Below are 25,689 nucleotides of genomic sequence, written 5' to 3' on the forward strand. Positions count from 1 at the left end.
AAAAATGATCATTGTGAAAGTTTTTTGAATGAGCAAGGTTTAAATGCACGCGAAAGAAAGGGTGAACAAACGAAAAATGATCGTGCGGGGCCGTGTTGCGGCGCTTCCTTGTCGGTAGCCAGATGCTTTACCATACTTGCTCCTGGCTGAATTCGTTTAATGGATGCCCCATGTTGAAGCGTTATTACGCAGTGTTACTGCCTGCGTTTGTTGTGCTCTGTGCCTGTAGTAGTAAACCCCCGCTTGCTGAAACCCCGCAGACTGCCACACCCGCCGCGCCATCCGGTGGGTTCCTGCTGGCACCACAGCATAATGTGGTGATGGCGGGGGGGGATTTCGCCAATAACCCCGCGGCGGAGCGCTTTATCGACCGAATGGTCAGCAAGCACGGTTTTGACCGTCAGCAATTGCATGAAATTCTTTCGCAGGCCAAACGTCTGGACTATGTGCTGCGCCTGATGGACAAACAGGCACCGACCAGTGCCGGGCCAACCGGGCCGAATGGTGCCTGGTTGCGTTATCGCAAGCAGTTTATTACCCCGGATAATGTGCAGAATGGCGTTGCTTTCTGGAATCAGTACGAAGATGCGCTGAACCGCGCATGGATGGTGTACGGCGTGCCGCCGGAGATCATCGTCGGCATTATTGGCGTGGAGACACGCTGGGGCCGCGTGATGGGCAAAACCCGCATTCTTGACGGGCTGGCAACGCTGGCGTTCGATTATCCGCGCCGTGCCGACTATTTTGCGGGCGAGCTGGAAACCTTCCTGCTGATGGCGCGTGACGAAAGTGACGATCCGCTGGATCTGAAAGGTTCCTTCGCCGGAGCAATGGGGTACGGCCAGTTTATGCCGTCTTCCTATAAGCAGTTTGCGGTGGATTTCAACGGCGACGGTCACATCAACTTGTGGGATCCGGTGGATGCCATCGGCAGCGTTGCTAACTATTTCAAACAACACGGTTGGGTGAAAGGCGATGTGGTTGCCGTACCGGCTAACGGCCAGGCGCCGGGGCTGGAAAATGGCTTTAAAACCAATTACAGCATCGGGCAACTGGCGGCGGCCGGGTTAACACCGCAGCAGCCGCTGGGCGATCATCAACAGGCCAGCCTGCTGCGGCTGGATGTCGGCACCGGGTATGAGTACTGGTACGGCTTGCCGAACTTCTTCACGATCACCCGCTATAACCACAGCACGCACTACGCGATGGCAGTCTGGCAGCTTGGCCAGGCTGTAGCGCTGGCGCGCGTTCGCTGATCCACGTCCCCTCCCGCGGGAGGGGATTGAAACATTTCGACGCACTCCCGTTTCGTCTTGTCGTTTACATCATTATCACTTCTGATTATTGTTATGTTATAACATATGAGGTGTGTGAATGATTCCCGTAACGCTGTTCTCCCTTTCTGGCGTCGCCCGGTTGCTGCTGGCAGCCGGGTTAGTGCTGGTGCTCTGGCTGCTGACTTGCTGGGCGGTAGCGCTGCCATGATTGAACTGGATCACCTGGTCGCGGGCTATGATCGGCTGGCGATCACACCGGCATTGTGCGGCAGCGTGGCGCGCGGCAGCATGACCGCGATTGTCGGCGCGAATGGCTGCGGTAAGTCAACGCTATTGAAAACGCTGGCCGGTTTTTTACCGCCGGTAAGCGGCGTAATACGCTGGCCTTCGCACCGCCCGGTGGTGGGCTGGCTTGCCCAGCGCCACGCTCTGGAGTCGCAATTTCCGGTTACCGTGCAGGATGTTGTTTGCATGGGGTGCTGGCCGCGCTTTTCGCTGTTTCGCGGTCTGAGCCGTGATGCCCGCCAGCGTGTGGCGCAGGGGCTGGAGCGCGTGGGTTTGTCGACGATGGCGCAAGAAACCATCGACACCCTTTCCGGCGGGCAGTTTCAGCGCATGCTGTTTGCCCGCATCTGGGTGCAAAATGCGCCGCTGGTGATGCTTGATGAACCTTTTACCGGTATTGATGAAGTGACTTCGCATGTGCTGATGGAGCTGATTGTCGACATGCACCAAAGCGGGCAAACCATTCTGGCGGTACTGCACGACAGTGAACGCGTCACGCGTTATTTCCCTCAGACGTTGCGCCTTGACGAACAGCGGGCGCAATGGGGGGAAACACCCGCACAGGTGTTGCCGCCGGAGGAATGCCGCGCATGATCTGGCACCTCTTTTTCCAGCCTTTTATTGAGTTTGGTTTTATGCGCCGTGCGCTGGTGGTGTGTCTGGCACTCTCTGTTAGTACCACGGCGCTGGGCGTCTTTCTGCTATTGCGGCGAATGAGCCTGATGGGAGATGCGCTGTCGCACGCCATTCTGCCCGGTGTGGCGGTGGGTTTTTTGCTGAACGGTATGTCGTTACTGGCAATGAGCATCGGCGGTTTTATCGCTGGGATCGCCGTGGCGCTGGTGGCCGGTTGGGTAAGCCGCCGCACGCCCCTCAAAGAGGATGCCAGTTTTGCCGGTTTTTACCTCGGATCGCTGGCGCTGGGCGTGACGCTGGTGTCGTTACGCGGCTCCAGTGTCGATCTGCTCCATCTGCTGTTTGGATCCATTCTGGCGGTAGATAACGATGCGGCGCTCTTTGTTGCTGGGGTTTCCAGTCTGACGGTAGTGATACTGGCGCTGGGGTATCGCGGGCTGGTGAGTGAAGCTTTTGACAGTGCTTTTTTGCAGGTCAATGCCCCCCGGGTGCCCGGGCTGTTTCATGGGTTATTTCTGGCGTTGCTGGTGCTCAACCTGGTGGCGGGTTTCCAGGTGCTTGGCACGCTGATGGCCGTTGGGGTCATGATGTTGCCCGCCGTGGCAGCCCGTTGCTGGGCGCGCACCTTGCCGGGGCTGTTATTACTGGCGGCCGGCATTGGCGCACTCTGCGCCTGGCTGGGGTTAAGCCTCTCCTGGACGGCTGGCTTACCTGCGGGGCCAGCCATTGTGCTTACCGCCAGCATCACCTTCTTTTTTTCGATTTTATTCGGTACGCGTAGCGGGCTGGCGCACAGCCTGCGAGCGCTTTTAACGTAGCAAGGGGACATGATGAAACGTACAGGGGTAATTCTGGCACTCGCGCTGGGCTTAATGTCACAGGGCGTAATGGCTAAAACAATTAACGTGGTCGCCAGCTTTTCCATTCTCGGTGATATGACGCAGCAGGTCGGGGGCGAGCACGTGCACGTCACGACGCTGGTTGGGCCGAATGGCGATCCGCATACTTTCGAGCCGTCGGCAAAAGACAGCGCCATGCTTAACAAAGCCGATGTGGTGGTGGTCAATGGTCTGGGGCTTGAGGGCTGGCTGGACCGACTGGTTAAAGCCTCCGGCTTTAAAGGCCAGATTGTGGTGGCATCGAACGGTGTTGAAACCCACACGCTCGAAGAGGACGGCGCGACGGTAACCGATCCGCATGCCTGGAACAGCGCCGCCAACGGTGCGCAGTATGCGCAAAATATCCTCGCCGCATTAATCAAAGTCGATCCGGCGGATGAAGCGGCTTTAAATGCCTCCGGCCAGCGTTATATTGCCGCGCTAAAAGAGATGGATAGCTGGGCCAAAGAACGCTTCAGCGCCATCCCGCAGGCCAAACGTAAAGTGCTGACCAGCCATGACGCCTTTGGCTACTTTGCCCGTGCTTATCATGTTGAATTTATGGCGCCGCAGGGCCTTTCTTCTGAAAGCGAAGCCAGCGCCGCGCAGGTGGCCACGCTGATTAAACAGATCAAAGCCGATGGCGTAAAAGTATGGTTTATGGAAAACCAACTGGACCCACGACTGGTGAAACAGATTGCCAGCGCCACCGGTGCGCAGCCTGGCGGGGAACTCTACCCGGAAGCGCTGAGTGCGAAGGGGGGAGTGGCTGATACTTACCAGAAAGCGTTCCATCATAACGTTGAAACCATCGCAAGCAGCATGCAATAACCTCGTATGACCGGATGGCGACAGCGTTGGGATCATTACCCGGCGCTGTCGCCATCCGGCTTACCGAATCAGCCACATAATTCCACTTTTTCTGAAGCGTCCTCGTAAATTTGTTCACCCATCCCCATCTCTGTGCTGAAAGTGGTATCTTTTCCGCCACGGTTTTTTGGCGCATGGGAGCCAGTATGACGGACAGTGAATTAACCCAACTGAGCGAACGCGTTGGACAGGCGTTAAAAGCGCGTGGTGCGACGTTGACGACCGCAGAATCCTGCACTGGCGGGTGGATAGCCAAAGCGATTACGGATATTGCAGGCAGCTCCGCCTGGTTTGAACGCGGATTCGTCACCTACAGTAATGAAGCCAAATCGCAAATGATAGGCGTTGAGCCTGCCACGCTGGACGCGCACGGCGCGGTGAGTGAGCCGGTAGTAATAGAGATGGCAATTGGCGCACTGAAAGCGGCATGCGCCGATTACGCAATATCGGTAAGCGGTATTGCCGGGCCGGATGGCGGCAGCGCGGAAAAACCGGTCGGCACTGTCTGGTTTGGTTTTGCCAGTGCTTGGGGCGAGGGCATTACCCGGCGTGAATGTTTCCTGGGGGACCGGGAAGCCGTGCGCCGACAGGCCACGGCTTATGCGTTGCAAACCCTGTGGCAACATTTTCTACAAAACACTTGATACTGTATGACCATACAGTATAATTGCGGCAACAAAACAGTAATTCACAGCGAAGCGTAACGCGCTTCACTCTGCATGACAGGAGTAATAATGGCTATCGACGAAAACAAACAAAAGGCGCTTGCAGCTGCACTGGGTCAGATCGAAAAGCAATTCGGTAAAGGCTCCATCATGCGTCTGGGTGAAGACCGTTCTATGGATGTGGAAACCATCTCTACCGGCTCGCTCTCTCTGGATATTGCACTGGGTGCTGGCGGTTTGCCGATGGGGCGTATCGTCGAAATCTATGGGCCTGAATCATCCGGTAAAACCACGTTGACGCTACAGGTCATTGCTGCAGCACAGCGCGAAGGCAAAACCTGTGCGTTTATCGATGCTGAACACGCCCTCGACCCGGTTTATGCTCGTAAACTGGGCGTAGATATCGATAACCTGCTGTGTTCTCAGCCGGACACCGGTGAGCAGGCGCTGGAAATTTGTGACGCGCTGGCGCGTTCAGGTGCGGTTGATGTGCTGGTTGTCGACTCCGTTGCGGCGCTGACGCCGAAAGCGGAAATCGAAGGCGAAATCGGCGACTCTCATATGGGTCTCGCGGCACGTATGATGAGCCAGGCGATGCGTAAGCTGGCGGGTAACCTGAAGCAGTCCAACACGCTGCTTATCTTCATCAACCAGATCCGTATGAAAATTGGTGTGATGTTCGGGAACCCGGAAACCACTACCGGTGGTAACGCGCTGAAATTCTATGCTTCTGTACGTCTGGATATTCGCCGTATTGGCGCGGTGAAAGAGGGCGATAACGTCGTCGGCAGCGAAACCCGTGTCAAAGTGGTGAAAAACAAAATTGCGGCGCCGTTTAAACAGGCTGAGTTCCAGATCCTTTACGGTGAAGGCATCAACTTCTACGGTGAGTTGGTTGATCTTGGCGTGAAAGAGAAGCTGATTGAGAAAGCGGGCGCCTGGTACAGCTACAACGGCGACAAGATTGGCCAGGGTAAAGCAAACGCAACGACCTGGCTGAAAGAGAACCCGGCGGCTGCGAAAGAAATCGAGAAGAAACTGCGTGAAATTCTGCTCAGTAATCAGAACTCCGCAGCGGAATTTACTGTGGGTGACAACGGCGAGGACGTTGAAGAAACCAACGAAGATTTCTGATAATGTGAATCTCAATCAAGGGCTGCTGATGCAGCCCTTTTGTTTTTTTACGGTTACAGGATTTTGTCATGTCTGATAATGCTCCCCGACGCTCCTCCATTGCACGCTTGCGCGATCGCGCGATGCGGATTCTGGCCATGCGCGACCATAGCGAGCAGGAGTTCCGGCGGAAACTGACCGCGCCAGTCATGACCAAAAATGGCCCTGAGGCGCTGGACACCACGCCAGAAGAGATCGACGAAGTGGTGGAGTGGTGCCAGCAGCATAACTTTCTTGACGATGCGCGTTTTGCCCGTCAGTTCATTGCCAGCCGCGCCCGGAAAGGTTATGGGCCAGCGCGTATCCGCCAGGAATTAAACCAAAAAGGCATACCGCGGCAAATGGGGGAAAACGCCCTCTATGAATGCGAGATCGACTGGGCCGTCAGCGCGCGAGAACAGGCCGTGCGGAAATATGGCGAACCGCTACCCACGGAATTCGTCGCCAAAATAAAAGTGCAACGCTTTTTGCTCTATCGCGGCTTTCTGCAGGAAGATATTCAGGAAATATGGCGAAATTTTGCCGACTGAGCGCATACGGGATTTTACTTCGTAGTAAAGAAAACTTATCTTATTCCCACTTTTTCCAGTAGCTGGCGCGTTTGCCGGGCAAACGGCTACGGTCAGTTACCACATTTCGTTAGCTTGATTTCAGGATAATTATGAGCAAGAGCACCGCTGAGATCCGTCAGGCGTTTCTCGACTTTTTCCATAGCAAGGGACATCAGGTAGTTGCCAGCAGCTCCCTGGTGCCGAATAACGACCCGACTTTGCTGTTTACCAACGCCGGGATGAACCAGTTCAAGGACGTATTCCTTGGGCTCGACAAACGTAATTATTCCCGCGCTACCACTGCACAACGTTGCGTTCGTGCAGGCGGTAAACACAATGACCTGGAAAACGTCGGTTACACCGCACGTCATCACACCTTCTTTGAAATGCTGGGCAACTTCAGTTTCGGCGATTACTTCAAACATGATGCCATTCAATACGCATGGGAACTGTTAACCGGTGAAAACTGGTTCAACCTGCCGAAAGAACGTCTGTGGGTAACGGTGTACGAAACGGACGACGAAGCCTACGAAATCTGGGAAAAAGAAGTGGGTATCCCGCGCGAACGTATTATTCGCATTGGTGATAACAAAGGCGCAGCGTATGCGTCTGACAACTTCTGGCAGATGGGTGATACCGGGCCGTGCGGTCCGTGCACCGAGATTTTCTACGATCATGGCGATCACATTTGGGGTGGTCCTCCGGGCAGCCCGGAAGAAGACGGCGACCGTTACATCGAAATCTGGAACATCGTCTTTATGCAGTTCAACCGCCAGGCCGATGGCACCATGGAGCCGTTGCCGAAACCGTCTGTGGATACCGGTATGGGTCTGGAGCGTGTTGCGGCGGTTCTGCAACATGTGAATTCCAACTATGAAATCGATCTGTTTGCGAACCTGATTAAGGCCGTGGCCGGGGTAACGGGCGCAACCGATCTGAGCAACAAATCACTGCGTGTGATTGCGGACCATATCCGCTCCTGCGCATTTCTGATTGCTGATGGGGTGATCCCGTCGAACGAAAACCGCGGCTACGTGCTGCGCCGCATCATTCGTCGCGCCATTCGCCATGGCAACATGCTGGGCGCGAAGGACACCTTCTTCTATAAACTGGTTGGCCCGCTGATTGCGGTAATGGGTTCTGCCGGTGAAGATCTGCAACGTCAACAGGCGCAGGTTGAACAAGTTCTGAAAACTGAAGAAGAGCAATTTGCCCGTACGCTGGAACGCGGTCTGGCGCTGCTGGACGAAGAACTGGCGAAACTGCAAGGGGATACGCTGGATGGCGAAACCGCTTTCCGTCTGTACGACACTTATGGTTTCCCGGTTGACCTGACGGCGGACGTTTGTCGTGAGCGCAATATCAAGGTTGACGAGGCCGGTTTTGAAGCCGCAATGGAAGAACAGCGCCGCCGTGCGCGTGAATCCAGCGGTTTTGGCGCTGACTATAACGCGATGATCCGCGTTGATGGTGCTTCCGAATTTAAAGGTTATGACCATCTGGAACTGAACGGCAAAGTCACTGCGCTGTTTGTTGATGGTAAACCGGTTAACGCCATTGCTGCCGGTCAGAACGCTGTGGTGGTGCTTAATGAGACGCCTTTCTATGCCGAGTCTGGCGGCCAGGTTGGCGATAAAGGCGAACTCAAAGGCACCGGCTTTGCTTTTGCCGTTCAGGATACGCAGAAATATGGCCAGGCGATTGGGCATGTAGGTCAGTTGCTTAGCGGTTCACTGAACGTGGGCGACGGCGTGAAAGCCGAAGTAGACGAAGCGCGCCGCGCCCGTATCCGCCTTAACCACTCTGCCACTCACCTGATGCACGCTGCGCTGCGTGAAGTATTAGGCACGCACGTTGCGCAGAAAGGGTCGTTGGTGAACGACAAAGCGTTGCGTTTTGACTTCTCACATTTCGAAGCCATGAAACCTGCGGAAATCCGCGCGGTGGAAGATCTGGTCAACGCGCAAATCCGTCGTAACCTGCCGATCGAAACCAATATCATGGATCTGGAAGCAGCGAAGGCCAATGGTGCGATGGCGCTATTTGGCGAGAAGTATGATGATCGTGTACGCGTACTGAGCATGGGCGACTTCTCTACCGAACTGTGCGGCGGCACGCACGCAGCTCGCACTGGTGATATCGGTCTGTTCCGCATTGTTTCCGAATCAGGTACGGCGGCAGGCGTGCGTCGTATTGAAGCCGTGACCGGTGAAGGCGCGATTGCCAGCTTGCATGCACAGAGCGATCAGTTGCACGATATTGCGCAGTTGCTGAAAGGCGACAGCCAGAATCTCGGCGACAAAGTGCGTACCGTCATGGAACGTACCCGTCAGCTGGAAAAAGAATTGCAGCAGCTTAAAGAGCAGGCGGCCGCGCAGGAGAGCGCAAGCCTGTCCGGAAAAGCTATCGATCTCAACGGTGTTAAGCTACTGGTTAGCGAACTGGCAGGTGTCGAACCGAAGATGCTGCGTACCATGGTGGACGATCTGAAGAACCAGTTGGGTGCGTCAGTGATTGTTCTCGCTACCGTGGCGGAAGGCAAAGTTTCTCTGATTGCGGGCGTGTCGAAGGATGTAACCGACCGTGTGAAAGCAGGGGAGCTGGTTGGAATGGTTGCCCAGCAGGTTGGGGGCAAAGGTGGTGGTCGCCCGGACATGGCGCAAGCCGGTGGTACCGATGCGGCCGCGCTGCCTGCAGCACTTGCCAGTGTTAAAGACTGGGTAAGCGCTAAACTGTCATAATTACAAAGCGAAAGCAGACGCCATGACCTTGCGGTTATGGCGTTGTTGCCACTACGCTATGATAACGAGAAAGTCAGGTTGAAGTTTTGTATATCGGCTAAACTTAGGTTTAACAGAATGTAATGCCGTGACTGCTTACACATTAGGTGTTTGTCATCGCTTACTTTTTGGCGTTATATGATGGATAATGCCGGGATACAGAGAGACCCGACTCTTTTAATCTTTCAAGGAGCAAAGAATGCTGATTCTGACTCGTCGAGTTGGTGAAACCCTCATGATTGGGGATGAGGTCACTGTGACTGTATTAGGGGTTAAAGGTAACCAGGTGCGTATCGGCGTTAATGCCCCTAAAGAAGTTTCCGTTCACCGGGAAGAGATCTACCAGCGTATCCAGGCTGAAAAATCACAGCAGTCGAATTACTGATGCAATTATCGCGTCTCGCTGCATCCCGGCGAGACGCAACTTCACTCCCCGATTGTCCCCCGAAGACATTTCCTTTTTATTTCACTCATCCTGCATTTTTGCGCATCGCTCTTTTTTGATGGCCTGTGGCTACCTGTTTTTCTTTAGCGGTACGGCGGAAATTCTGCTGATAAAACATCCTTTTTGGCCTTTTTAACGGCTAATTGCCTGCGAAGTGTGCAAACGATTCAGGGTCTGGAAAAAGTGTTTGACTTATAAGTCCCAGAAAGTAATATGTGCGCCACGCAGCGACGATGAGCTCTCAACAAGTTCTTCGAAGCACTCGAAAGAGGCGTGTGGTGAGGTGGCCGAGAGGCTGAAGGCGCTCCCCTGCTAAGGGAGTATGCGGTCAAAAGCTGCATCCGGGGTTCGAATCCCCGCCTCACCGCCATTTTGCATCCGTAGCTCAGCTGGATAGAGTACTCGGCTACGAACCGAGCGGTCGGAGGTTCGAATCCTCCCGGATGCACCATATTCAATGAGATAGCCTCAGCGCTGTTTCATCGTCAAAGCAGTAATCCTGATGCATCCGTAGCTCAGCTGGATAGAGTACTCGGCTACGAACCGAGCGGTCGGAGGTTCGAATCCTCCCGGATGCACCATTTCAATGAGATAGCCTCAACGCTGTTTTATTGTCAAAGCAGTAATCCCGATGCATCCGTAGCTCAGCTGGATAGAGTACTCGGCTACGAACCGAGCGGTCGGAGGTTCGAATCCTCCCGGATGCACCATTTCTAAGAGATAGCCTCAGCGCTGTTTCATCGTCAAAGCAGTAATCCCGATGCATCCGTAGCTCAGCTGGATAGAGTACTCGGCTACGAACCGAGCGGTCGGAGGTTCGAATCCTCCCGGATGCACCATTCTCTCCGTAATAAAAAGCCTTCTTTCTGATTAAACCGCTCTTAATGCTGACACCATGCAATAGATACATTGCTTCAGCAACGGCCCGCAACCTGAAAACTGCGCCATTTTCCGAAATCGCCATCCTTTGAATACCGCTCCCAAATAAAAGACTAAACCTTCGCTTATTACTCACTGGCAGCGACAATAAACGGTGTTTACGCTAAAGTAACAACCTGTTATCCAGTTTGTGAGAGCAAGATGTACGAACGTTATGCGGGGCTGATTTTTGATATGGATGGCACCATCCTGGATACTGAACCCACTCATCGTAAAGCCTGGCGTGAAGTACTGGCGCGTTATGGCATGCACTTTGACGAACAGGCGATGATCGGGCTGAATGGCTCGCCGACCTGGCGTATTGCTCAATCAATTATTGCTGCCAATCAGGGCGATCTTGATCCTCATCTTCTTGCGCAAGAGAAAACAGCAGCGGTAAAAGCCATGCTGCTGGATTCTGTGCGTCCTTTACCGCTTATCGACGTGGTTAAAGAGTGGTACGGGCGTCGCCCTTTGTCTGTAGGCACTGGCAGCGAGAGCGCGATTGCCGAAGCGTTGCTGGCGCACCTGGGGCTACGGCACTACTTCGAGGCCGTCGTGGCTGCCGATCATGTCAAAAATCACAAACCCGCACCGGACACGTTCCTGCTGTGCGCGCAAAAAATGGGCGTTGAACCCCGGCAGTGTGTGGTGTTTGAAGATGCTGATTTGGGTATCCAGGCGGCGAACGCTGCCGGTATGGACGCCGTGGATGTACGCTTACTGTGAGTGACACGCTGTCGCTCTTTTCACTGTTTGCCAGCAGTTTTCTTAGCGCCACGCTACTCCCTGGTAATTCGGAAGTGGTGCTGGTTGCGATGCTGCTTTCTCACGTTAGCCAGCCCTGGCTTCTTGTTGTAATAGCAACAATGGGTAATAGCCTTGGAGGGCTGACTAACGTTATTCTTGGGCGTTTCTTCCCGCAGCGTAAAACTTCGCGCTGGCAGGAAAAAGCGACCCACTGGCTTAAACGTTACGGTGCGCTGGCACTGTTACTGAGCTGGGCGCCTGTTATAGGCGACATACTGTGCCTTCTGGCGGGATGGATGCGCCTTCCATGGGGGCCAGTAGTGATTTTTCTGTGCCTTGGGAAAGCGTTGCGCTATGTGGCTATCGCCCTCGTAACGCTTCAGGGTATGACGTGGTGGCACTAATTGGACTGAGTGAGTGACCTTTAATCGTCAACCATTACAATTATGCTTAATAAAATGATTATTACAGGCGGGAGGTCAATTTGATCCCGGACGTATCACAGGCGTTGTCCTGGCTGGAAAAACATCCTCAGGTTCTGAAGGGGATCCAACGTGGTCTTGAGCGTGAAACGCTGCGCGTAAATGCGGATGGCTCACTGGCGACGACTGGCCATGCGGCAGCGCTAGGTTCTGCTTTAACCCATAAATGGATCACTACTGATTTTGCCGAAGCTCTGCTGGAGTTTATCACTCCGGTGGAGGGCGATATCGACCATATGCTGACGATCATGCGTGATATTCACCGCTACACAGCCCGCCAGATTGGCGACGAGCGGATGTGGCCGTTGAGTATGCCGTGCTATATCAAAGAGGGGCAGGAGATAGAACTGGCGCAGTATGGCTCCTCGAATATCGGTCGTCTGAAAACCCTGTACCGTGAAGGGCTGAAAAACCGCTATGGCGCGCTGATGCAAACCATCTCTGGCGTGCATTATAACTTCTCGTTGCCGATGGCATTCTGGGAAGCGCGTAATGGCAGCACGGATAAAGACTCGGTTTCGGAAGGCTATTTCCGCCTGATCCGTAACTATTACCGTTTTGGCTGGGTGATCCCGTACCTGTTTGGCGCTTCTCCGGCAATTTGCTCGTCCTTCCTGCAAGGGAAGCCGACCACGCTGCCCTTTGAGAAAACGCAGAATGGTATGTATTACCTGCCATATGCTACCTCGCTGCGTCTGAGCGATCTCGGTTATACCAATAAATCGCAGAGCAACCTGGGCATCACCTTCAATAACCTGCAGGATTACGTCGTGGCGCTGAAGGCGGCAATTAAAACGCCCTCAGAAGAATATGCCAAAATCGGTCTGCAGAAAGAGGGTAAGTATCTGCAAATTAACACGAATGTGCTGCAGATCGAAAACGAACTTTATGCGCCGATCCGTCCGAAACGCGTTACCCGCAGCGGTGAAACCCCGTCAGATGCGCTGTTGCGCGGCGGTATTGAATATATCGAAGTGCGTTCGCTCGACATTAACCCGTTCACCGCGATCGGCGTTGATGAACAGCAAGTTCGCTTCCTCGATCTGTTTATGGTCTGGTGCGCGATGGCCGACGCGCCGCAAATGAGCAGTGATGAACTCCTGTGTACCCGTACCAACTGGAATCGCGTCATTCTGGAAGGGCGCAGACCTGGCCTGACGCTGGGCATTGGGTGTGAAACTGCGCAGTTCCCGCTTGCCCAGGTCGGCAAAGATCTGTTCCGCGATCTGAAACGTGTCGCACAAACGCTGGATGGCGTGTACGGTGGTAATGAGTACGAAAAAGTATGTGACCAGTTGGTTGCCAGTTTCGACGATCCGGAATTAACGTTCTCGGCGCGAATTTTGCGCTCTATGATTGATAATGGGATTGGTGGTACCGGCAAAGCGCTGGGCGAGCAATATCGTGCTCAGCTGTGCAATGAGCCGCTGGAAATTTTGCGTGATGAAGATTTTATCGCCGAGTGTGAAGCGTCGCTGCTGCGTCAGCAGGAAGTGGAAGCCGGGGATACAGAGTCATTCGAGGCGCTTCTGGCGCGACACGCCTGACACAAAAGAAAAAGGCCACATCTCTGTGGCCAAAATTTCATCTCTGAAAATCAGGGATGATGATAACAAATGCGCGTCTTTCATATACTCAGACTCGCACGGGAAAAAAGAGTTCATTTTATTTTAAAAAAAATCACTATCGGAGGTGACTAAATGCCATTGTTGGATAGCTTCACTGTCGATCATACCCGTATGGAAGCGCCTGCAGTCCGTGTTGCAAAAACTATGGACACCCCGCATGGCGACACCATCACCGTATTCGACCTGCGTTTCTGCGTACCGAATAAAGAAGTGATGCCGGAAAAAGGCATTCACACGCTTGAGCATCTGTTCGCCGGTTTTATGCGCAACCACCTGAACGGCAACGGTGTTGAGATTATCGACATCTCCCCGATGGGCTGCCGTACGGGTTTCTATATGAGCCTGATTGGTACGCCGGATGAACAACGCGTCGCCGATGCATGGAAAGCCGCGATGGCCGATGTGCTGAAGGTCAAAGAGCAGAACCAGATCCCGGAACTGAACGTTTATCAGTGCGGGACTTACACCATGCACTCGCTGGACGAAGCGCAGGACATCGCCCGTCATATTCTTGACCGCGATGTTCGCGTCAACAGTAACGAAGAGCTGGCCCTGCCGAAAGAAAAACTGCAGGAACTGCACATCTAGTTGTGTTGCCGTAAACCGCCTCTTGTGAGGCGGTTTACTCTCAGAGATCGACCACGCGATATTCCACGCAGTGGGCCTCATCTGGCTGCGGCACTTCAAGTTTTGCCGCCATCCGTTCTATTGCCGCTTCCGGCACTGCATGCTGGCGGTTCGCATTCTGCTGTTTCCACTGCTGCCACGGCACCTCCAGATAGACAATTTTGACCCGTGCGCCATAAGCGCTGAACAGGCCAGTCAACTGGCCGCGCAGCTGGCGCGTGATGTTAGTCGCGTTCCAGACAAACGGTATTTTCTGGCGAAGCAGCACGCGAGCCTCTTCTTTGGCCAGTTGGACGACCCGGCCCGTAGCCTGACGATCCTGCGGACTAACGCCGATGCGTCTGCGAATATCATCCAGACTCACCACCGCCATTCCCTGGCAGTGCTCGCGGACGTAGTGATCTTTCCCCATACCCGGCAGGGCGCTAAGCAGCGTAACGTCAAAGCCTTCGGCCTCCCAGGGGGTAAAATCCGGCGAACTGTTTTCATGCGTCAAATAGTGCCAACGTGCCGCGTTCGAAGCGAAAGGGCGCGCCTGTCCCCAGCACTGTTGCTCCTGGCAGAACAGTTCAAACAGCGTGATGCGGTCAAGCATCTCCTGCTTATCTGCGCAATGGCGTCCTTCCATATCGGCCCGTGCCAGAAGCGCCAGTAAGCGGGTATCAATACGCAGAGCGGCGCTCAGCAGCAACCGTTCTGGTGCCGGGCGTTCCAGCAACCAAAGCGGTAAGCCGTGCAGGCGCACCAGAGCGGCAATCTGTTCCCGCAGGGTGAAAGGCGTCGGAATATCACGCCATAAAATTTTTCTCGCTGTTAATTCGCCTTTACGCGCATGGCCTGGCGACTGAATGCGTCCATCTTCGTCCTGCACGGTAGTGCTGCGCTTTTCAACATCGTGAAGCAGCGCTGCGGCCCACATTATTTCCTGCTGTTGGGGCGCAAGCCGCGAGTAGCCAGGCTGTGCTGCCAGTGCGTCGAGCACCATCTGGGTGTGGATGCCCACATCGCCTTCAGCATGATGCAAGGGATCCTGCGGCACCTGGTGCATCTCCTCTACCCAGCTAAAACGCTGGCGCAGCGCAGTCCAGCGCTTGTCATCGCTCAGTTGCCAAATCATTGTGCGCCTCCTGCAAATTCATGCGCCATGCGTGCCCGCCGCCAGTGACGTTTCCAGTGCTCTGTTGTCTTGACGTGATTTTTCCGCACAAATTTAAAAACCTGATGAGAAAAATCCTCAACCGGAAATTCCCCGGTATTACGACTGACGATCCCCTCCAGCGTGCAGGGTTGCCCGGTCTGGGTATCCCAGGGATCGAATGCGCCACGCCCGGTAGTGAGCGCCAGAAATTCGCGCTGCCAGGCTTTTTCGTCGTGGCCCGGTTGCGGGCCGTCAATCACCGGAACGCAGGGGAAGTCAAACAAAGCCGCGTAAAATTGCACTTCTTCCCAGCTCAGCCACATATCTTTGCAGCGCACGGCAAACAGGAAGAAATCCTGCTCCAGCCCGCGGTATTCGATGGAGTGAACGGCATAAAGGTTTTCGCCGAACAGTTCCAGGTCGCCAAGGTCATTTTTGAGCCACTGCCAGCGCTGGCGGATTTTATGGGTCCACGCCGATTCGGTTGGTGCGGCATGAGAACGGGCAAACACACCATAGCGGTTAAGGCAGTTATTTTCGCCGTCCAGTTTTTCAGTGTGCACGAGCGTGTCGATGCACTGCACATCACGCCAGTAATGGGCGTTGATACGATCATCGCTGGTCGTGCCAGGGGAGAACGGATAGTGCCAGGTTCTCCCGTACTTTCGTTGCGTATTCATGATAATCCATTATTTTTTGTGTAATAAATGTTCGCCCACAGGGCGTTAAGGGTTAAATGCGTTAAAAGAGGGTTGGTGAAACACACACCCGCGAAAAGAGGGTGAACGGCGAATAAGGGAGAACACCTGAGCGAAATGCCCAGAACCGGTTACGGGTGAAGGGGGAAAATCGAAGCGGCGTAAAGATACACGCAGGATGGCGACAAAACAACCACCAAAAATTGTGGGAAAAAAGGGATCCGCAGATCCCTTTTTGCAACCGTTATGCCGGCAGGTGGCGCTTAATGCGCCCCACCTCCGCCACCGCCCGCGCCAAACGGTGGTTTAGCGAACCACACCAGACCGAGCAGGATCAGGAATACGCCGGCAGAGAACCAGAAGATCTCATTGGCGGAAATAATCAGTCCCTGGTTGGTGATCTGCTGAGCTATCCAGGCAGAAGACTGCTGCTGCGACATACCCAGGCCTTGCAGCTGATTATAAATCTCCTGCGAGTTCGGGTTGTACGGATTCACCGACTCCGTTAGCTGGGCGTGATGCATTGACTCGCGGTTAGTCCACAGGGTAGTGGTAATCGATGTGCCGATAGAGCCAGCCAGCGTACGCGCAAAGTTCGACAGGCTGGACGCAGCGGCCAGACGCTCCGGCGGCAGGCCAGACAAGGTAATGGTAGTCAGCGGCATAAAGAAGCACGCTACGGCAAAACCCTGAATAAACTGCGGCCACGCTGAAGCGCCAAAATCCATGCCCGGCTCAAACGTGTACGCACGCCAGTAGAAGCACACTGCGTACATAATAAAGCTGAAGGTCACCAGTCGGCGCATATCCAGTTTGTGGGCAAAGCGGCCGATAATCGGCGACAGCAGCACCGGGATCACCCCGACAGGCGCCGATGCCAGCCCCGCCCAGGTTGCTGTGTAGCCGTAAACCTCCTGCAATAACTGTGGCAACAACACAATGGCGCCAAAGTAGAGCATATAGGCGAGGCTGATACACAAACAGCCGATGGTAAAGTTGCGCGACTTAAAGAGTGACAAGTCGACAATTGGGTTATCGTCGGTGAGCTCCCACACCACCAGAAAACTGATGGACACCACGGCGACAATCGTCAGGACGATGATCTCCGTAGAGTTAAACCAGTCCAGCTCTTTCCCCTGATCGAGCATCACTTGCAGACTACCAATGCCAATCACCAACAGCGCAAGGCCCACGCCATCAATGCGCCGTTGCTCGGTACGGGTTTCACGGCCACGCAGGCTTTGCAGGGTCATCAATACCACGACAATGCCGATTGGCACGTTGATAAAGAAGATCCAGCCCCAGTGGTAGTTATCACTGATATAGCCGCCAAGGATCGGCCCGCAAATGGGGGCCACAATCACAGTCATCGACCATAACGCCAGCGCAATAGAACGTTTGGCTGGCGGGTAATTACTCAGCAACAGACTTTGCGACAGCGGGATCAGCGGCCCGGCAACAATCCCCTGAATCACGCGGAAGAAGATCAGCATACTCAGGCTGCTCGACATGCCACATGCCCAGGACGCAATGGCAAAGGCCACGGTTGACCAGAGGAACAGTTTCACCTCACCCACGCGCTTTGCCAGCCAGCCGGTGATAGGGATGGAAATGGCGTTCGCCACCCCGAAAGAGGTAATAACCCAGGTTCCCTGGCTCAGCGAAGAGCCAAGGTTCCCGGCGATCGTTGGAATAGCAACGTTAGCGATGGTGGAGTCCAGCACCTGCATGAAGGTCGCGAGCGACAGCGCAATGGTCATAATGACCAGCTGCGCGCCTTCCAGCGGTTTCTGTTGCATTGCACTCACCTCAGATTAACCGGCGTTGGCTTTCACGATGTTATCGATCAGGGTATTGACCGGCTCAAGGCTGATTTCCCGCGCGTTACTTTCATACGCCGGGCTGGTACGAACCTGGCTTGCCAGCACCTGGCCGTCACGCTCGGACGTATCCACCGTTACCAGCGTAGAAAGACCAATACGCAGTGGATGATCGGCCAGTTGCTTCGCATCCAGCTCAATACGCACTGGCAAACGTTGCACCACTTTAATCCAGTTACCGGTCGCGTTCTGGGCAGGCAGCAGCGAGAAGGCGCTGCCGGTACCCATATCCAGGCCAACAACCTTACCGCTGTATTTCACTTCATCGCCGTAAATGTCGCTGACCACCGTCGCGGTCTGGCCAATGCGCATATGCGCCAGCTGCGTCTCTTTAAAGTTGGCATCGACCCACAGATTGGTGGCCGGAACGACTGCCATCAGCGAGGTGGTCGGGCTGATCTGTGCGCCTGGTTGAACCGCACGGCGCGACACATAACCGGTAATCGGGCTAACGATTTTGGTGCGTTGCAGTGCCAGCCAGCTATTGCGCACTTCTGTGGCGGCCTGTTTGACGGCAGGTTGATCTTCCAGACGGGTATCCAGCACGATCGCCTGGTTTGCATTAAATTGCTGTACTGCGACATCCAGCTCGGCCTGCGCGCTGGTGACCGCATCGCGCGCATGCTGCAGCTCTTCGCGGCCAATCAGGTTAGCGCTACCCAGCGGTACACGGCGGTTGAAGTCGCTCTGCGCCTGGGCGAGGGCGGTTTTTTTCACTTCAATGGTCGCCTGCAATTGTTTGCTGTTGATCATTGACTGACGTGTCTGACGGACGCTGGTTGCAAGGCCGGTCTGCGCTTTTTCAAACGCCTGCTGAGCATCGGTTGCATCCAGCGTGACCAACACATCCCCTTGCTTAACGAAATCGGTATTATCGGCCCAGACTTTCGTCACGCTACCGGATACCTGCGCCATGATTTGTACCTGGTTCCCTGCCACGTATGCGTCGTCGGTCTCTTCAAAATGACGCAGTACCAAAAACCAATAAATTCCATATGCAACGGCAATAACAACAAAGAGCAAGGTCAGCAGCAGAAGGGCGCCTTTACGTTTGCCTTTCTTTTTGACCGGTTGCTGCGGGGTTTGACTCTCCGCACTTACGCTCATGCTTTTCTCCACGATCTTATTATTTCTTATCGGCAACGCCGACCTGTTTTTGCCAAAAAGGCCAGCATGAAATCTGCCAGCCCACTTGTCTGAATGCTTTTATCCTGGATAGTCGAGCGTCTTTTCGCGTTAGCGCAACGCCTCGAGAATGACGTCGTCTTCGTCCATCTGGTCGAGACGCGACAGGAGTTTACGGGTGATATGCTCAAGCTGATCTTTCTCGGCAACGCTTAGCGAAGACCAGAGTTGATGCAGGCAGTTGTGCTGCGGGGGCAGAACCTGACGCAGAAATTCGTGACCTTTTTCGGTCAATTGCAGATGCAGACAGCGACGATCATTATCGCTTTCGCGGCGCTCAATCCAGCCGCGTTTTTCCAGCTCATCGGCGATACGCGTGGCATTGGTGCGCGATGAACCCAGCGCACTGCTCAGCTCAGAGGGCTGAATACTGTGGTTTTCCTGGGATTCCAGCGTGATTAACGCCATAAACAGCGTTTCGTTGATGCCCTGCGCTTTTAGCATTTTGTTGCGGTTTTCCAGCAACTTGCCCTGCATATGCATACACAGACGCGTTAACAGAATTTCCTGGAAGGGGAAATCCTCGTAGCGGCTGGCGCGAAATTTAAGCATTTGTTCAATGGGCGTAAAAGAACTATCCATTTGGGCATAACCTCATTAATTGCAGTCGATATAGTAACGACAGTGACAAATAAAGTAAATGTATTATTTGTGCTAATAAATTTGCCTTATCTATACACTTGTCAGTAGCTTCCAGGCGATTCCGTAAGCGAATGCGCTGAGTAACGTGGGAACAATAATGCTGCGCGTCTTCCAGAAACTGACGCCCAGCACCACAAAACCGGCCAGTGTTGGTAACAGACGGCGGCTGTCGGCGGCAATCTCCGGTACACAGGAGACCACCAGTAACGCACAAATAGAGGCGATACCAATCGTGTCGAGCAGGACCGCGGTATAACCGCGTTTAGCAGGGCGTGCCTGCCCGGCGCGGACACGCAGGGGAAGATAGCGAAAAAGAAAATTGACGCAGCCTACCAGCACCCCGAGAAACACTACTTCATGACTCATCGGGCGTACCTTGATAAAACGCCTGCACCAGCGCCGTCAGGCACCCGGCCACGATGCCAGCCAGGATCGCCGCAGGAATAGAAAACAGCGTGACGCCGCCCAGCGCGCCCACCAGCGCCGCCGTGACGCTGAGTGTCTGCCGGCGCTGGAACGACGCCAGTAAAAAACTCATAAACAGGGCGGGCAGCATAAAGCCGAGGGCCGATTCCACCGCCGGGTAGTGTTCCAGCAACCCGCTACCGGAAAAGGCGCCAAGCAGCGTACCCGCCACCCATGAGAACCATGAGCAGAAGGCAATGCCGATCATCCAGTTCTCGCTCCAGCGGCGGTTATCACGCACCAGTTTGGCGGTCGCGGCTGCAAACACTTCATCGGTCAGGCCAAAGGCCCAGATGGCGGTTTTTGGGTTTTTCAACGGCTGCAAAATACGGTTACGCAGTGAAGGGCCGTAAAGAACATGGCGCACATCCATCGCCATGACGGTGAATGCGGCAACCCACAAGGCGCTACCGGCAGCAAGCATGGTAGTGATCACAAACTGACTGGCGCCTGCATAAATAATGCAGGAGAAAAAAACGCTTTCGAAGGGAGTAAAACCGAGCTTGGTCGCATTCATTCCAAAAGCAAACGCCACAGGAACGTAACTTAATACGATCGGCAGACTGTCTTTGATGCCTTCCTGCAGCGTAGCCCTATTCATGGCACTGGCGTCTGTCGGTGTTGCTGAACTATCCATAGTGTTTGTTATATATCACCCACGTTAATATAACCGGGATAAACAAGTCCCTTAACCTTAACAGACTAAAGGACACCTTTACACCCCGGTTTTTCTCTGAAACCGCGAAACGTGGGCGGTTGATTACATCGCCGCCTCCTGGCGGTGGAATCCTCGCCACCACACCAGCAAGTTAATGACCGCCATCGTACTGCCCGCGGTGCACACACCCGCCCAGCCAGCCTGCTGCCAGGCCCATGCCGACATCAGCGAACCCGCCGCGCCGCCAATAAAGTAACTGGTCATGTAGCCTGCGGTCAGGCGATTACGCGCATCTGGCTTCACACGGTAGATCACCGTCTGGTTGGTGATATGTACCCCCTGCACAGTGAGATCCAGTACGATAATGCCCACAATTAATGCGATAACCGAACTGTGGCCAAGCCAGATAGCGACCCACGACAGCAGCAACAGAATCAGCCCTCCGGTGGTGGTGAGGTGAGATTTGCCTTTGTCGGCCAGTCCACCAGCCTGGCGTGCGCCGAGCGCGCCGGCCGCGCCAACCAGGCCAAACAGACCGATCACCGCTTCAGAAAAGTTAAAGGGTGGCGAGGCCAGCAAAAAGGCCATTGACGTCCACAGGATGCTGAAGTTGGCAAAACTCAGACAGCCCAGCATGGCACGCGTGCGCAGCAGCTTGTCACCGGCGAAGAGGGTAAATACGGAGGCCAGCAACTGTGGATAGTTCAGGTGCGTCTCCGGTTTAACTTTCGGCAGGCCGCGCCACAGCGCCAGCGCCATCAGTGCCATCAGGACGCTGGCGACCCAATACACGGTACGCCAGCCGCCGAGGCTTGCCAGTAAACCCGCGACGGTACGCGCCAGTAAAATTCCCAGCAGCAGGCCGCTCATAATAGTGCCGACCACTTTGCCGCGCGTGGCCGGTGTGGCAAGCGTAGCAGCCAGCGGCACCAGGATTTGCGCGACGACGGAGAATAACCCGGTCAGCGCGGTACCGAGGATCATCAGCGGCAGCGTGCTACTGCTGGCGGTGATCAGCATGCCGCCAGCGGACAGCAGCGTCATCACAACAATCAGGGTTCGACGTTCGAACATATCGCCCAGCGGCACCAGGAACAACAACCCTGCGGCGTAGCCCAGCTGTGCGGCGGTAACAATAAAGCCCGCCTGATTCGGTGAAAGCGAAAAGGCGCGGGCGATAGTTTCAAGCAGCGGTTGCGCGTAATAGTTGCTGGCGACCGCGAGGCCGGTCGCGACGGACATCAGCGCAATCAGCGCCGGGCTCAAGCCATGATGTGGTTTGGTCATTGGAATAATGAGTCTGCTCAGTATTTTTGTCAGAAGCGAATCATAACCAATGACCAGCCATTTGTGACGAGGAATGCGTGTCGGAATGTGCGGTTAGCGTGCAGCAAGAAAAACAAAAGCGCCATCCGGAGCTGCTCCCGATGGCGCTTCGACAGTTATGCCAGAATGCTTTATTTCTGTGCGGCTAATGCCTCTTTCACCCAGCCATCGAACTGCTGCTGGTGCGCTTTGATCCAGCCGTCCACATGCCCCTGAATGTCGGCTTCAGAGTTTTTGCCTGCGTGCATCATGGCATTTTCAGCATTGATATCGGCCAGCGGCAGTTTCATCACCGCGAACAGTTTCGCCGCCGCCGGATTTTTCTCCGCCCAGGCTTTGTTCGCCACAATGTGCATGGTATTAACCGGGAAACCATAGTTCATGCCGTTTGGCAGTTTGGTATCCAGATTTTTTTGCTCGCCAGGCAGGGAAGAGAAAGGCACCTGCAACCAGACCACATCTTTACCCGGCTTCAGCACATCGCTGACCCAGTACGGCGTCCAGGTGTAGTAAAGCACGGGTTTGCCTTCTTTAAAGCGGGTTATGGTGTCGGCCATCATGGCCGAGTAGTTGCCATGATTCACCGTGACGGTTTTTTCCAGCCCATACGCCTGGTGCTGGTGGTTAATCACCGCTTCACAACCCCAGCCCGGTGAGCAACCCATCAGGTCCGCTTTACCGTCGCCGTTACCGTCAAACAGTTTGGCGATCTTTGGATCTTTGAGCTGATCAATGCTCGTAATGTGGTACTGCCCGGCAGTTTTCTTATCAATAAGATAACCCTGCGCCGCGCCAGTGACATAAGTCCCCTGGCGGTAGAATTTTTTATCGCCACCCGCGGCGGCATACATGTCGTCATGTAACGGCTGCCAGTTTACGGCGGTGAAAGTGACGTCGCCTGCGGCCATTGAGGTATAACCGACGTTGTAATCGACTTCGTCCGGTTTATTGACGGTGTAACCCAGCTTTTCAAGGGCGCGGCTTACCAGCAAGGTCTGAAAGGTTTCTTCAGAAATGGTGCTTTGAAAAGGCTGTACGGTAATGCCTTTGCCCGGCAGGTCTGCATCGGCTGCGAACGTGCTGGTAGAGACAAGGGTGGCAAACGCTGTGGCAAAAAGTACGCTATGTCGCATCGTTGTTCCTTATTTTCAGGTGGGATACTGGAAGCCCGGCAGGCAGTACGCCGCCGGGCAACAGGATTATTTGGCGAATGGGCGGGTCAGCAGACCCAGAGGACCGGTTTGATACCAGCGGCGATTTCCCCGGCTGCGGGAGTCGCGGCCAACAGCCTGTGTCAGGCGGTCGAGAATGATGGCGAGGATCACGATGCCCACCCCGCCAACAGTGGCCAGCCCCATATCAAGGCGACCGATCCCGCGGAGTACCATCTGGCCAAGCCCGCCAACGGCGATCATCGAGGCGATCACTACCATGGAGAGGGCAAGCATCAACGTCTGGTTAATTCCCGCCATAATGGTGGGCATGGCCAGTGGTAACTGTACTTTGAACAACATCTGACGCGGGCTGGCACCAAATGAGCGCGACGCTTCGATTAAATCCGCCGGCACCTGGTTAATCCCAAGAATGGTCAGACGCACGACCGGCGGTAGGGCGAAGATAATCGTCACCACCACACCCGGTACGTTACCGATACCAAACAGCATGACGATCGGCACCAGATAAACAAACGCCGGTGTTGTCTGCATCGCATCCAGCAGGGGACGAATAATTTTTGCCGCCCGCTGGCTGCGTGCCAGCCAGATCCCCAGCGGCAGACCAATCACCACGCAGAACAGCAGTGCGGTGAGCACCAGCGCCAGCGTGATCATCGCCTGCGACCAGGCACCAATTGCGCCAATGGCAATCAGCGATACCAACGTGGCGATCCCCATTCCGGCGCTACTCATCTGCCAGGCTATCAACGAGAAGACGATGATGGCGACGGGCGCAGGCATCCCCAGCAGCAATTGCTGGAACGCGCTGAGGATGTAATCCACCGGTACGCGGATCCCCTGAAATACCGGGCGGAAATGCATGACCACCCAGTCGATCGCGTGCGTCACCCAACTGTCCAGTGGGATCAACGACTTATGGAACGGATCCATAATATTGAAATGCTCTGGCGCAGGCGCAGGTGCGCTGTTTAGCCAGTCTGCGCTGCCGCCATCGGCGGGCGCGGATGCACCGCCGCCCCAGGCGTCGGTAGATTGTGCCGCGCTGTCGGCGGCGGGCGTGCTATCCCACGGATTGTTTTGATCAGCCATTGTTTGCCCCCTCGCGATCTAAAGCCTGTAGCAACATCCGTTTTGAGATGATGCCCACGTACTGTTGTTCTTCTCCGACGACCGGCACCGCGCACGGTGCCTGGCCAACATGAGAGAGCAACTCGCTCAGCGGCGTTTCAGCCTCCACCGCCAACGGGGAGTCAATTAACGCCGCATCGATTCCCTGGTTCTGGCGCAAGGCCTCTTTCAGCGAATCGATGGAAACAACGCCAACAAATTTATTGCCGCGTTCAATCACATAACCATATTCACGATCTTCATCCTGCAGCAGTTTCAGCGCAGAGCGCGGACCAAAACCGGGCGTGCGACGGATCAAGCCGACAGGGGTACGACGCGCAATATCTTTGGCGCTGAACACCTGGCTAATATCTACGCCGCGGAAGAAGGTACGCACATAATCATTGGCCGGATTATTTAATATCTCATCCGGAGTACCGACCTGAACCACTTCGCCATTTTGCATAATGGCAATCCGGTCGCCAATACGCATGGCCTCATCGAGATCGTGCGAAATAAAGACAATAGTGCGCTGATGTTTTGCCTGGAGTTTTACCAGTTCATCCTGCATTTCCGTTCGAATTAATGGATCGAGTGCTGAGAAAGCTTCATCCATTAATAAGATATCGGGATTGATAGCCAGTGCGCGCGCCAGACCAACACGCTGACGCATACCGCCAGAGAGTTCATCCGGATACGCATGCGCATAATTCTCCAGCCCGACCTGACGCAGTGCATCCAGCGCTTTTTCCTGACGCGTCTGTGCCGAAGTGCCCGCTAATTCCATACCGAATGCAGTATTATCCAGTACCGTCATATGCGGCATTAGGGCAAATGACTGGAAGACCATCGCAATCTTTTTCCTGCGCACCTCGCGTAATTCGGCGTCCGATATTTTGGCGATATCCACACCATCTATCAGCACCTGCCCGCGGGTGGGTTCAATCAGGCGATTGAGAAGGCGTACCATAGTGGATTTACCCGACCCGGATAATCCCATGATGACAAATATCTCGCCTTCTTCAATGGCCAGACTGGCGTCTTTTACGCCAAGCGACAGACCCGTTTTTTCCAGAATTTGTTCTTTCGAAAGTCCTTTTTCTATATATTTGAAAGCCCGCTGTGGATGCTCACCAAATACTTTATAGAGGTTCTTAACTTCTAATTTAATTGCCATGCAATAATAGAGTTCCTGTTATTTATTGTGTCGATATAATACCCGATGAGAATAATTGACTGGCTATACCCTAGCATACTCAGAATCTGAGACAACCCTCAATTTCCGGGCATCGAGAATTTCAACGTTGCTGAATCGGTGCTATTTCCCATGAGATAAGGGCTGGCGGCTGGTGATAAAATTTTCGTTTGCATCGCGAAATCGCGTCTGAATTGAGTAAATTCAGACGAAAATGACAGGTGCATTACAGTGTAGAGGCTGTATGGATATTAT

General features: G+C 54.4%; 24 protein-coding genes and 5 tRNA genes. 18 read left to right on the forward strand and 11 right to left on the reverse strand.

Annotated elements, in window-relative coordinates:
• The first annotated feature begins 170 nt into the window (after nt 1–170).
• From mltB to luxS, 18 genes are all read left to right on the forward strand, one after another.
• On the forward strand, nt 171–1,256 hold the full coding sequence (gene mltB, locus ACUY4S_RS05365) for a lytic murein transglycosylase B (RefSeq protein WP_458022089.1): 1,086 nt from the start codon (nt 171–173) through the stop codon (nt 1,254–1,256).
• 225 nt (nt 1,257–1,481) lie between these two features.
• Complete coding sequence (locus ACUY4S_RS05370; RefSeq protein WP_458022088.1) at nt 1,482–2,156, forward strand: metal ABC transporter ATP-binding protein; 675 nt, start codon at nt 1,482–1,484, stop codon at nt 2,154–2,156.
• The gene (locus ACUY4S_RS05375) at nt 2,153–3,016 is read left to right on the forward strand and encodes a metal ABC transporter permease (RefSeq protein ID WP_312691362.1); all 864 of its coding nucleotides are present in this window, start codon (nt 2,153–2,155) and stop codon (nt 3,014–3,016) included. The genes ACUY4S_RS05370 and ACUY4S_RS05375 overlap by 4 nt, the downstream gene beginning before the upstream one ends.
• Nucleotides 3,017–3,028: 12 nt before the next feature.
• On the forward strand, nt 3,029–3,907 hold the full coding sequence (locus ACUY4S_RS05380) for a metal ABC transporter substrate-binding protein (RefSeq protein ID WP_312691374.1): 879 nt from the start codon (nt 3,029–3,031) through the stop codon (nt 3,905–3,907).
• 185 nt (nt 3,908–4,092) lie between these two features.
• Nucleotides 4,093–4,590, forward strand: a complete 498-nt coding sequence (pncC, locus tag ACUY4S_RS05385) for a nicotinamide-nucleotide amidase (protein WP_312691363.1) — start codon at nt 4,093–4,095, stop codon at nt 4,588–4,590.
• A gap of 90 nt (nt 4,591–4,680) precedes the next feature.
• On the forward strand, nt 4,681–5,745 hold the full coding sequence (recA, locus tag ACUY4S_RS05390; protein WP_312691364.1) for a recombinase RecA: 1,065 nt from the start codon (nt 4,681–4,683) through the stop codon (nt 5,743–5,745).
• A 68-nt stretch (nt 5,746–5,813) separates the two neighbouring features.
• A complete protein-coding gene (recX, locus tag ACUY4S_RS05395; RefSeq protein WP_312691365.1) occupies nt 5,814–6,314 on the forward strand; it encodes a recombination regulator RecX in 501 nt (166 codons plus the stop codon).
• Nucleotides 6,315–6,445: 131 nt separating this feature from the next.
• On the forward strand, nt 6,446–9,076 hold the full coding sequence (alaS, locus tag ACUY4S_RS05400; protein ID WP_458022087.1) for an alanine--tRNA ligase: 2,631 nt from the start codon (nt 6,446–6,448) through the stop codon (nt 9,074–9,076).
• Nucleotides 9,077–9,314: 238 nt separating this feature from the next.
• Nucleotides 9,315–9,500: a carbon storage regulator CsrA gene (gene csrA, locus ACUY4S_RS05405; RefSeq protein ID WP_007370562.1), complete on the forward strand. Its 186-nt coding sequence runs from the start codon at nt 9,315–9,317 to the stop codon at nt 9,498–9,500.
• A gap of 337 nt (nt 9,501–9,837) precedes the next feature.
• A tRNA-Ser gene (locus ACUY4S_RS05410) sits at nt 9,838–9,930 on the forward strand.
• Between the two features lie 4 nt (nt 9,931–9,934).
• Nucleotides 9,935–10,011: transfer RNA gene (locus tag ACUY4S_RS05415), tRNA-Arg, on the forward strand.
• Between the two features lie 53 nt (nt 10,012–10,064).
• Nucleotides 10,065–10,141 (forward strand) — tRNA-Arg (locus ACUY4S_RS05420).
• A gap of 52 nt (nt 10,142–10,193) precedes the next feature.
• Nucleotides 10,194–10,270, forward strand: a tRNA-Arg gene (locus ACUY4S_RS05425).
• Between the two features lie 52 nt (nt 10,271–10,322).
• Nucleotides 10,323–10,399 (forward strand) — tRNA-Arg (locus ACUY4S_RS05430).
• A gap of 241 nt (nt 10,400–10,640) precedes the next feature.
• The gene (gene yqaB / locus ACUY4S_RS05435; protein WP_458023608.1) at nt 10,641–11,207 is read left to right on the forward strand and encodes a fructose-1-phosphate/6-phosphogluconate phosphatase; all 567 of its coding nucleotides are present in this window, start codon (nt 10,641–10,643) and stop codon (nt 11,205–11,207) included.
• Nucleotides 11,204–11,632 (forward strand): YqaA family protein, encoded by a 429-nt coding sequence (locus tag ACUY4S_RS05440; RefSeq protein WP_312692000.1) that lies wholly within the window; start codon nt 11,204–11,206, stop codon nt 11,630–11,632. Before yqaB ends, ACUY4S_RS05440 begins: the two co-directional genes overlap by 4 nt.
• Nucleotides 11,633–11,712: 80 nt before the next feature.
• Nucleotides 11,713–13,257, forward strand: coding sequence for a glutamate--cysteine ligase (gene gshA, locus ACUY4S_RS05445; RefSeq protein ID WP_458024253.1), 1,545 nt, complete (start codon nt 11,713–11,715; stop codon nt 13,255–13,257).
• 153 nt (nt 13,258–13,410) lie between these two features.
• The gene (gene luxS, locus ACUY4S_RS05450) at nt 13,411–13,926 is read left to right on the forward strand and encodes an S-ribosylhomocysteine lyase (protein ID WP_312692006.1); all 516 of its coding nucleotides are present in this window, start codon (nt 13,411–13,413) and stop codon (nt 13,924–13,926) included.
• Nucleotides 13,927–13,966: 40 nt separating this feature from the next.
• Here the strand turns inward: luxS and ACUY4S_RS05455 are convergent, their stop codons facing one another.
• The 11 genes from ACUY4S_RS05455 to proV form a co-directional block, all read right to left on the reverse strand.
• Entirely contained in the window at nt 13,967–15,082 is a 1,116-nt protein-coding gene (locus ACUY4S_RS05455; protein ID WP_312692008.1) for an AAA family ATPase, read from the reverse strand.
• Complete coding sequence (locus ACUY4S_RS05460; RefSeq protein ID WP_458023198.1) at nt 15,079–15,783, reverse strand: RNA ligase family protein; 705 nt, start codon at nt 15,781–15,783, stop codon at nt 15,079–15,081. Before ACUY4S_RS05460 ends, ACUY4S_RS05455 begins: the two co-directional genes overlap by 4 nt.
• Before the next feature lie 281 nt (nt 15,784–16,064).
• Complete coding sequence (emrB, locus tag ACUY4S_RS05465; protein WP_312692014.1) at nt 16,065–17,600, reverse strand: multidrug efflux MFS transporter permease subunit EmrB; 1,536 nt, start codon at nt 17,598–17,600, stop codon at nt 16,065–16,067.
• Between the two features lie 15 nt (nt 17,601–17,615).
• Nucleotides 17,616–18,788 carry a multidrug efflux MFS transporter periplasmic adaptor subunit EmrA gene (gene emrA, locus ACUY4S_RS05470; RefSeq protein ID WP_458023199.1) on the reverse strand — a complete coding sequence of 391 codons (1,173 nt, stop codon included), beginning with the start codon at nt 18,786–18,788 and terminating at the stop codon, nt 17,616–17,618.
• 129 nt (nt 18,789–18,917) lie between these two features.
• A complete protein-coding gene (gene mprA, locus ACUY4S_RS05475; protein ID WP_312692020.1) occupies nt 18,918–19,448 on the reverse strand; it encodes a transcriptional repressor MprA in 531 nt (176 codons plus the stop codon).
• Nucleotides 19,449–19,538: 90 nt separating this feature from the next.
• Nucleotides 19,539–19,874 (reverse strand): L-valine transporter subunit YgaH, encoded by a 336-nt coding sequence (gene ygaH, locus ACUY4S_RS05480; RefSeq protein WP_312692023.1) that lies wholly within the window; start codon nt 19,872–19,874, stop codon nt 19,539–19,541.
• A complete protein-coding gene (locus ACUY4S_RS05485) occupies nt 19,864–20,574 on the reverse strand; it encodes an AzlC family ABC transporter permease (protein ID WP_312692026.1) in 711 nt (236 codons plus the stop codon). The genes ygaH and ACUY4S_RS05485 overlap by 11 nt, the downstream gene beginning before the upstream one ends.
• Nucleotides 20,575–20,733: 159 nt before the next feature.
• Complete coding sequence (locus ACUY4S_RS05490) at nt 20,734–21,918, reverse strand: MFS transporter (RefSeq protein WP_458023200.1); 1,185 nt, start codon at nt 21,916–21,918, stop codon at nt 20,734–20,736.
• Between the two features lie 170 nt (nt 21,919–22,088).
• On the reverse strand, nt 22,089–23,090 hold the full coding sequence (gene proX, locus ACUY4S_RS05495; protein WP_312692032.1) for a glycine betaine/L-proline ABC transporter substrate-binding protein ProX: 1,002 nt from the start codon (nt 23,088–23,090) through the stop codon (nt 22,089–22,091).
• A 66-nt stretch (nt 23,091–23,156) separates the two neighbouring features.
• A complete protein-coding gene (gene proW / locus ACUY4S_RS05500) occupies nt 23,157–24,221 on the reverse strand; it encodes a glycine betaine/L-proline ABC transporter permease ProW (protein WP_458023201.1) in 1,065 nt (354 codons plus the stop codon).
• Complete coding sequence (gene proV, locus ACUY4S_RS05505; RefSeq protein WP_312692040.1) at nt 24,214–25,416, reverse strand: glycine betaine/L-proline ABC transporter ATP-binding protein ProV; 1,203 nt, start codon at nt 25,414–25,416, stop codon at nt 24,214–24,216. Before proV ends, proW begins: the two co-directional genes overlap by 8 nt.
• Nucleotides 25,417–25,689 lie beyond the last annotated feature (273 nt).

Source organism: Kosakonia beeri (assembly GCF_054165705.1).

Coding starts and splice junctions, on each gene's coding strand:
- mltB (WP_458022089.1), top strand. CDS start 171: ATGTTGAAGCGTTATTACGCAGTGTTACTGCCTGCGTTTGTTGTGCTC.
- ACUY4S_RS05370 (WP_458022088.1), top strand. CDS start 1,482: ATGATTGAACTGGATCACCTGGTCGCGGGCTATGATCGGCTGGCGATC.
- ACUY4S_RS05375 (WP_312691362.1), top strand. CDS start 2,153: ATGATCTGGCACCTCTTTTTCCAGCCTTTTATTGAGTTTGGTTTTATG.
- ACUY4S_RS05380 (WP_312691374.1), top strand. CDS start 3,029: ATGAAACGTACAGGGGTAATTCTGGCACTCGCGCTGGGCTTAATGTCA.
- pncC (WP_312691363.1), top strand. CDS start 4,093: ATGACGGACAGTGAATTAACCCAACTGAGCGAACGCGTTGGACAGGCG.
- recA (WP_312691364.1), top strand. CDS start 4,681: ATGGCTATCGACGAAAACAAACAAAAGGCGCTTGCAGCTGCACTGGGT.
- recX (WP_312691365.1), top strand. CDS start 5,814: ATGTCTGATAATGCTCCCCGACGCTCCTCCATTGCACGCTTGCGCGAT.
- alaS (WP_458022087.1), top strand. CDS start 6,446: ATGAGCAAGAGCACCGCTGAGATCCGTCAGGCGTTTCTCGACTTTTTC.
- csrA (WP_007370562.1), top strand. CDS start 9,315: ATGCTGATTCTGACTCGTCGAGTTGGTGAAACCCTCATGATTGGGGAT.
- yqaB (WP_458023608.1), top strand. CDS start 10,641: ATGTACGAACGTTATGCGGGGCTGATTTTTGATATGGATGGCACCATC.
- luxS (WP_312692006.1), top strand. CDS start 13,411: ATGCCATTGTTGGATAGCTTCACTGTCGATCATACCCGTATGGAAGCG.
- ACUY4S_RS05455 (WP_312692008.1), bottom strand. CDS start 15,082: ATGATTTGGCAACTGAGCGATGACAAGCGCTGGACTGCGCTGCGCCAG.
- ACUY4S_RS05460 (WP_458023198.1), bottom strand. CDS start 15,783: ATGAATACGCAACGAAAGTACGGGAGAACCTGGCACTATCCGTTCTCC.
- emrB (WP_312692014.1), bottom strand. CDS start 17,600: ATGCAACAGAAACCGCTGGAAGGCGCGCAGCTGGTCATTATGACCATT.
- emrA (WP_458023199.1), bottom strand. CDS start 18,788: ATGAGCGTAAGTGCGGAGAGTCAAACCCCGCAGCAACCGGTCAAAAAG.
- mprA (WP_312692020.1), bottom strand. CDS start 19,448: ATGGATAGTTCTTTTACGCCCATTGAACAAATGCTTAAATTTCGCGCC.
- ygaH (WP_312692023.1), bottom strand. CDS start 19,874: ATGAGTCATGAAGTAGTGTTTCTCGGGGTGCTGGTAGGCTGCGTCAAT.
- ACUY4S_RS05485 (WP_312692026.1), bottom strand. CDS start 20,574: ATGAATAGGGCTACGCTGCAGGAAGGCATCAAAGACAGTCTGCCGATC.
- ACUY4S_RS05490 (WP_458023200.1), bottom strand. CDS start 21,918: ATGACCAAACCACATCATGGCTTGAGCCCGGCGCTGATTGCGCTGATG.
- proX (WP_312692032.1), bottom strand. CDS start 23,090: ATGCGACATAGCGTACTTTTTGCCACAGCGTTTGCCACCCTTGTCTCT.
- proW (WP_458023201.1), bottom strand. CDS start 24,221: ATGGCTGATCAAAACAATCCGTGGGATAGCACGCCCGCCGCCGACAGC.
- proV (WP_312692040.1), bottom strand. CDS start 25,416: ATGGCAATTAAATTAGAAGTTAAGAACCTCTATAAAGTATTTGGTGAG.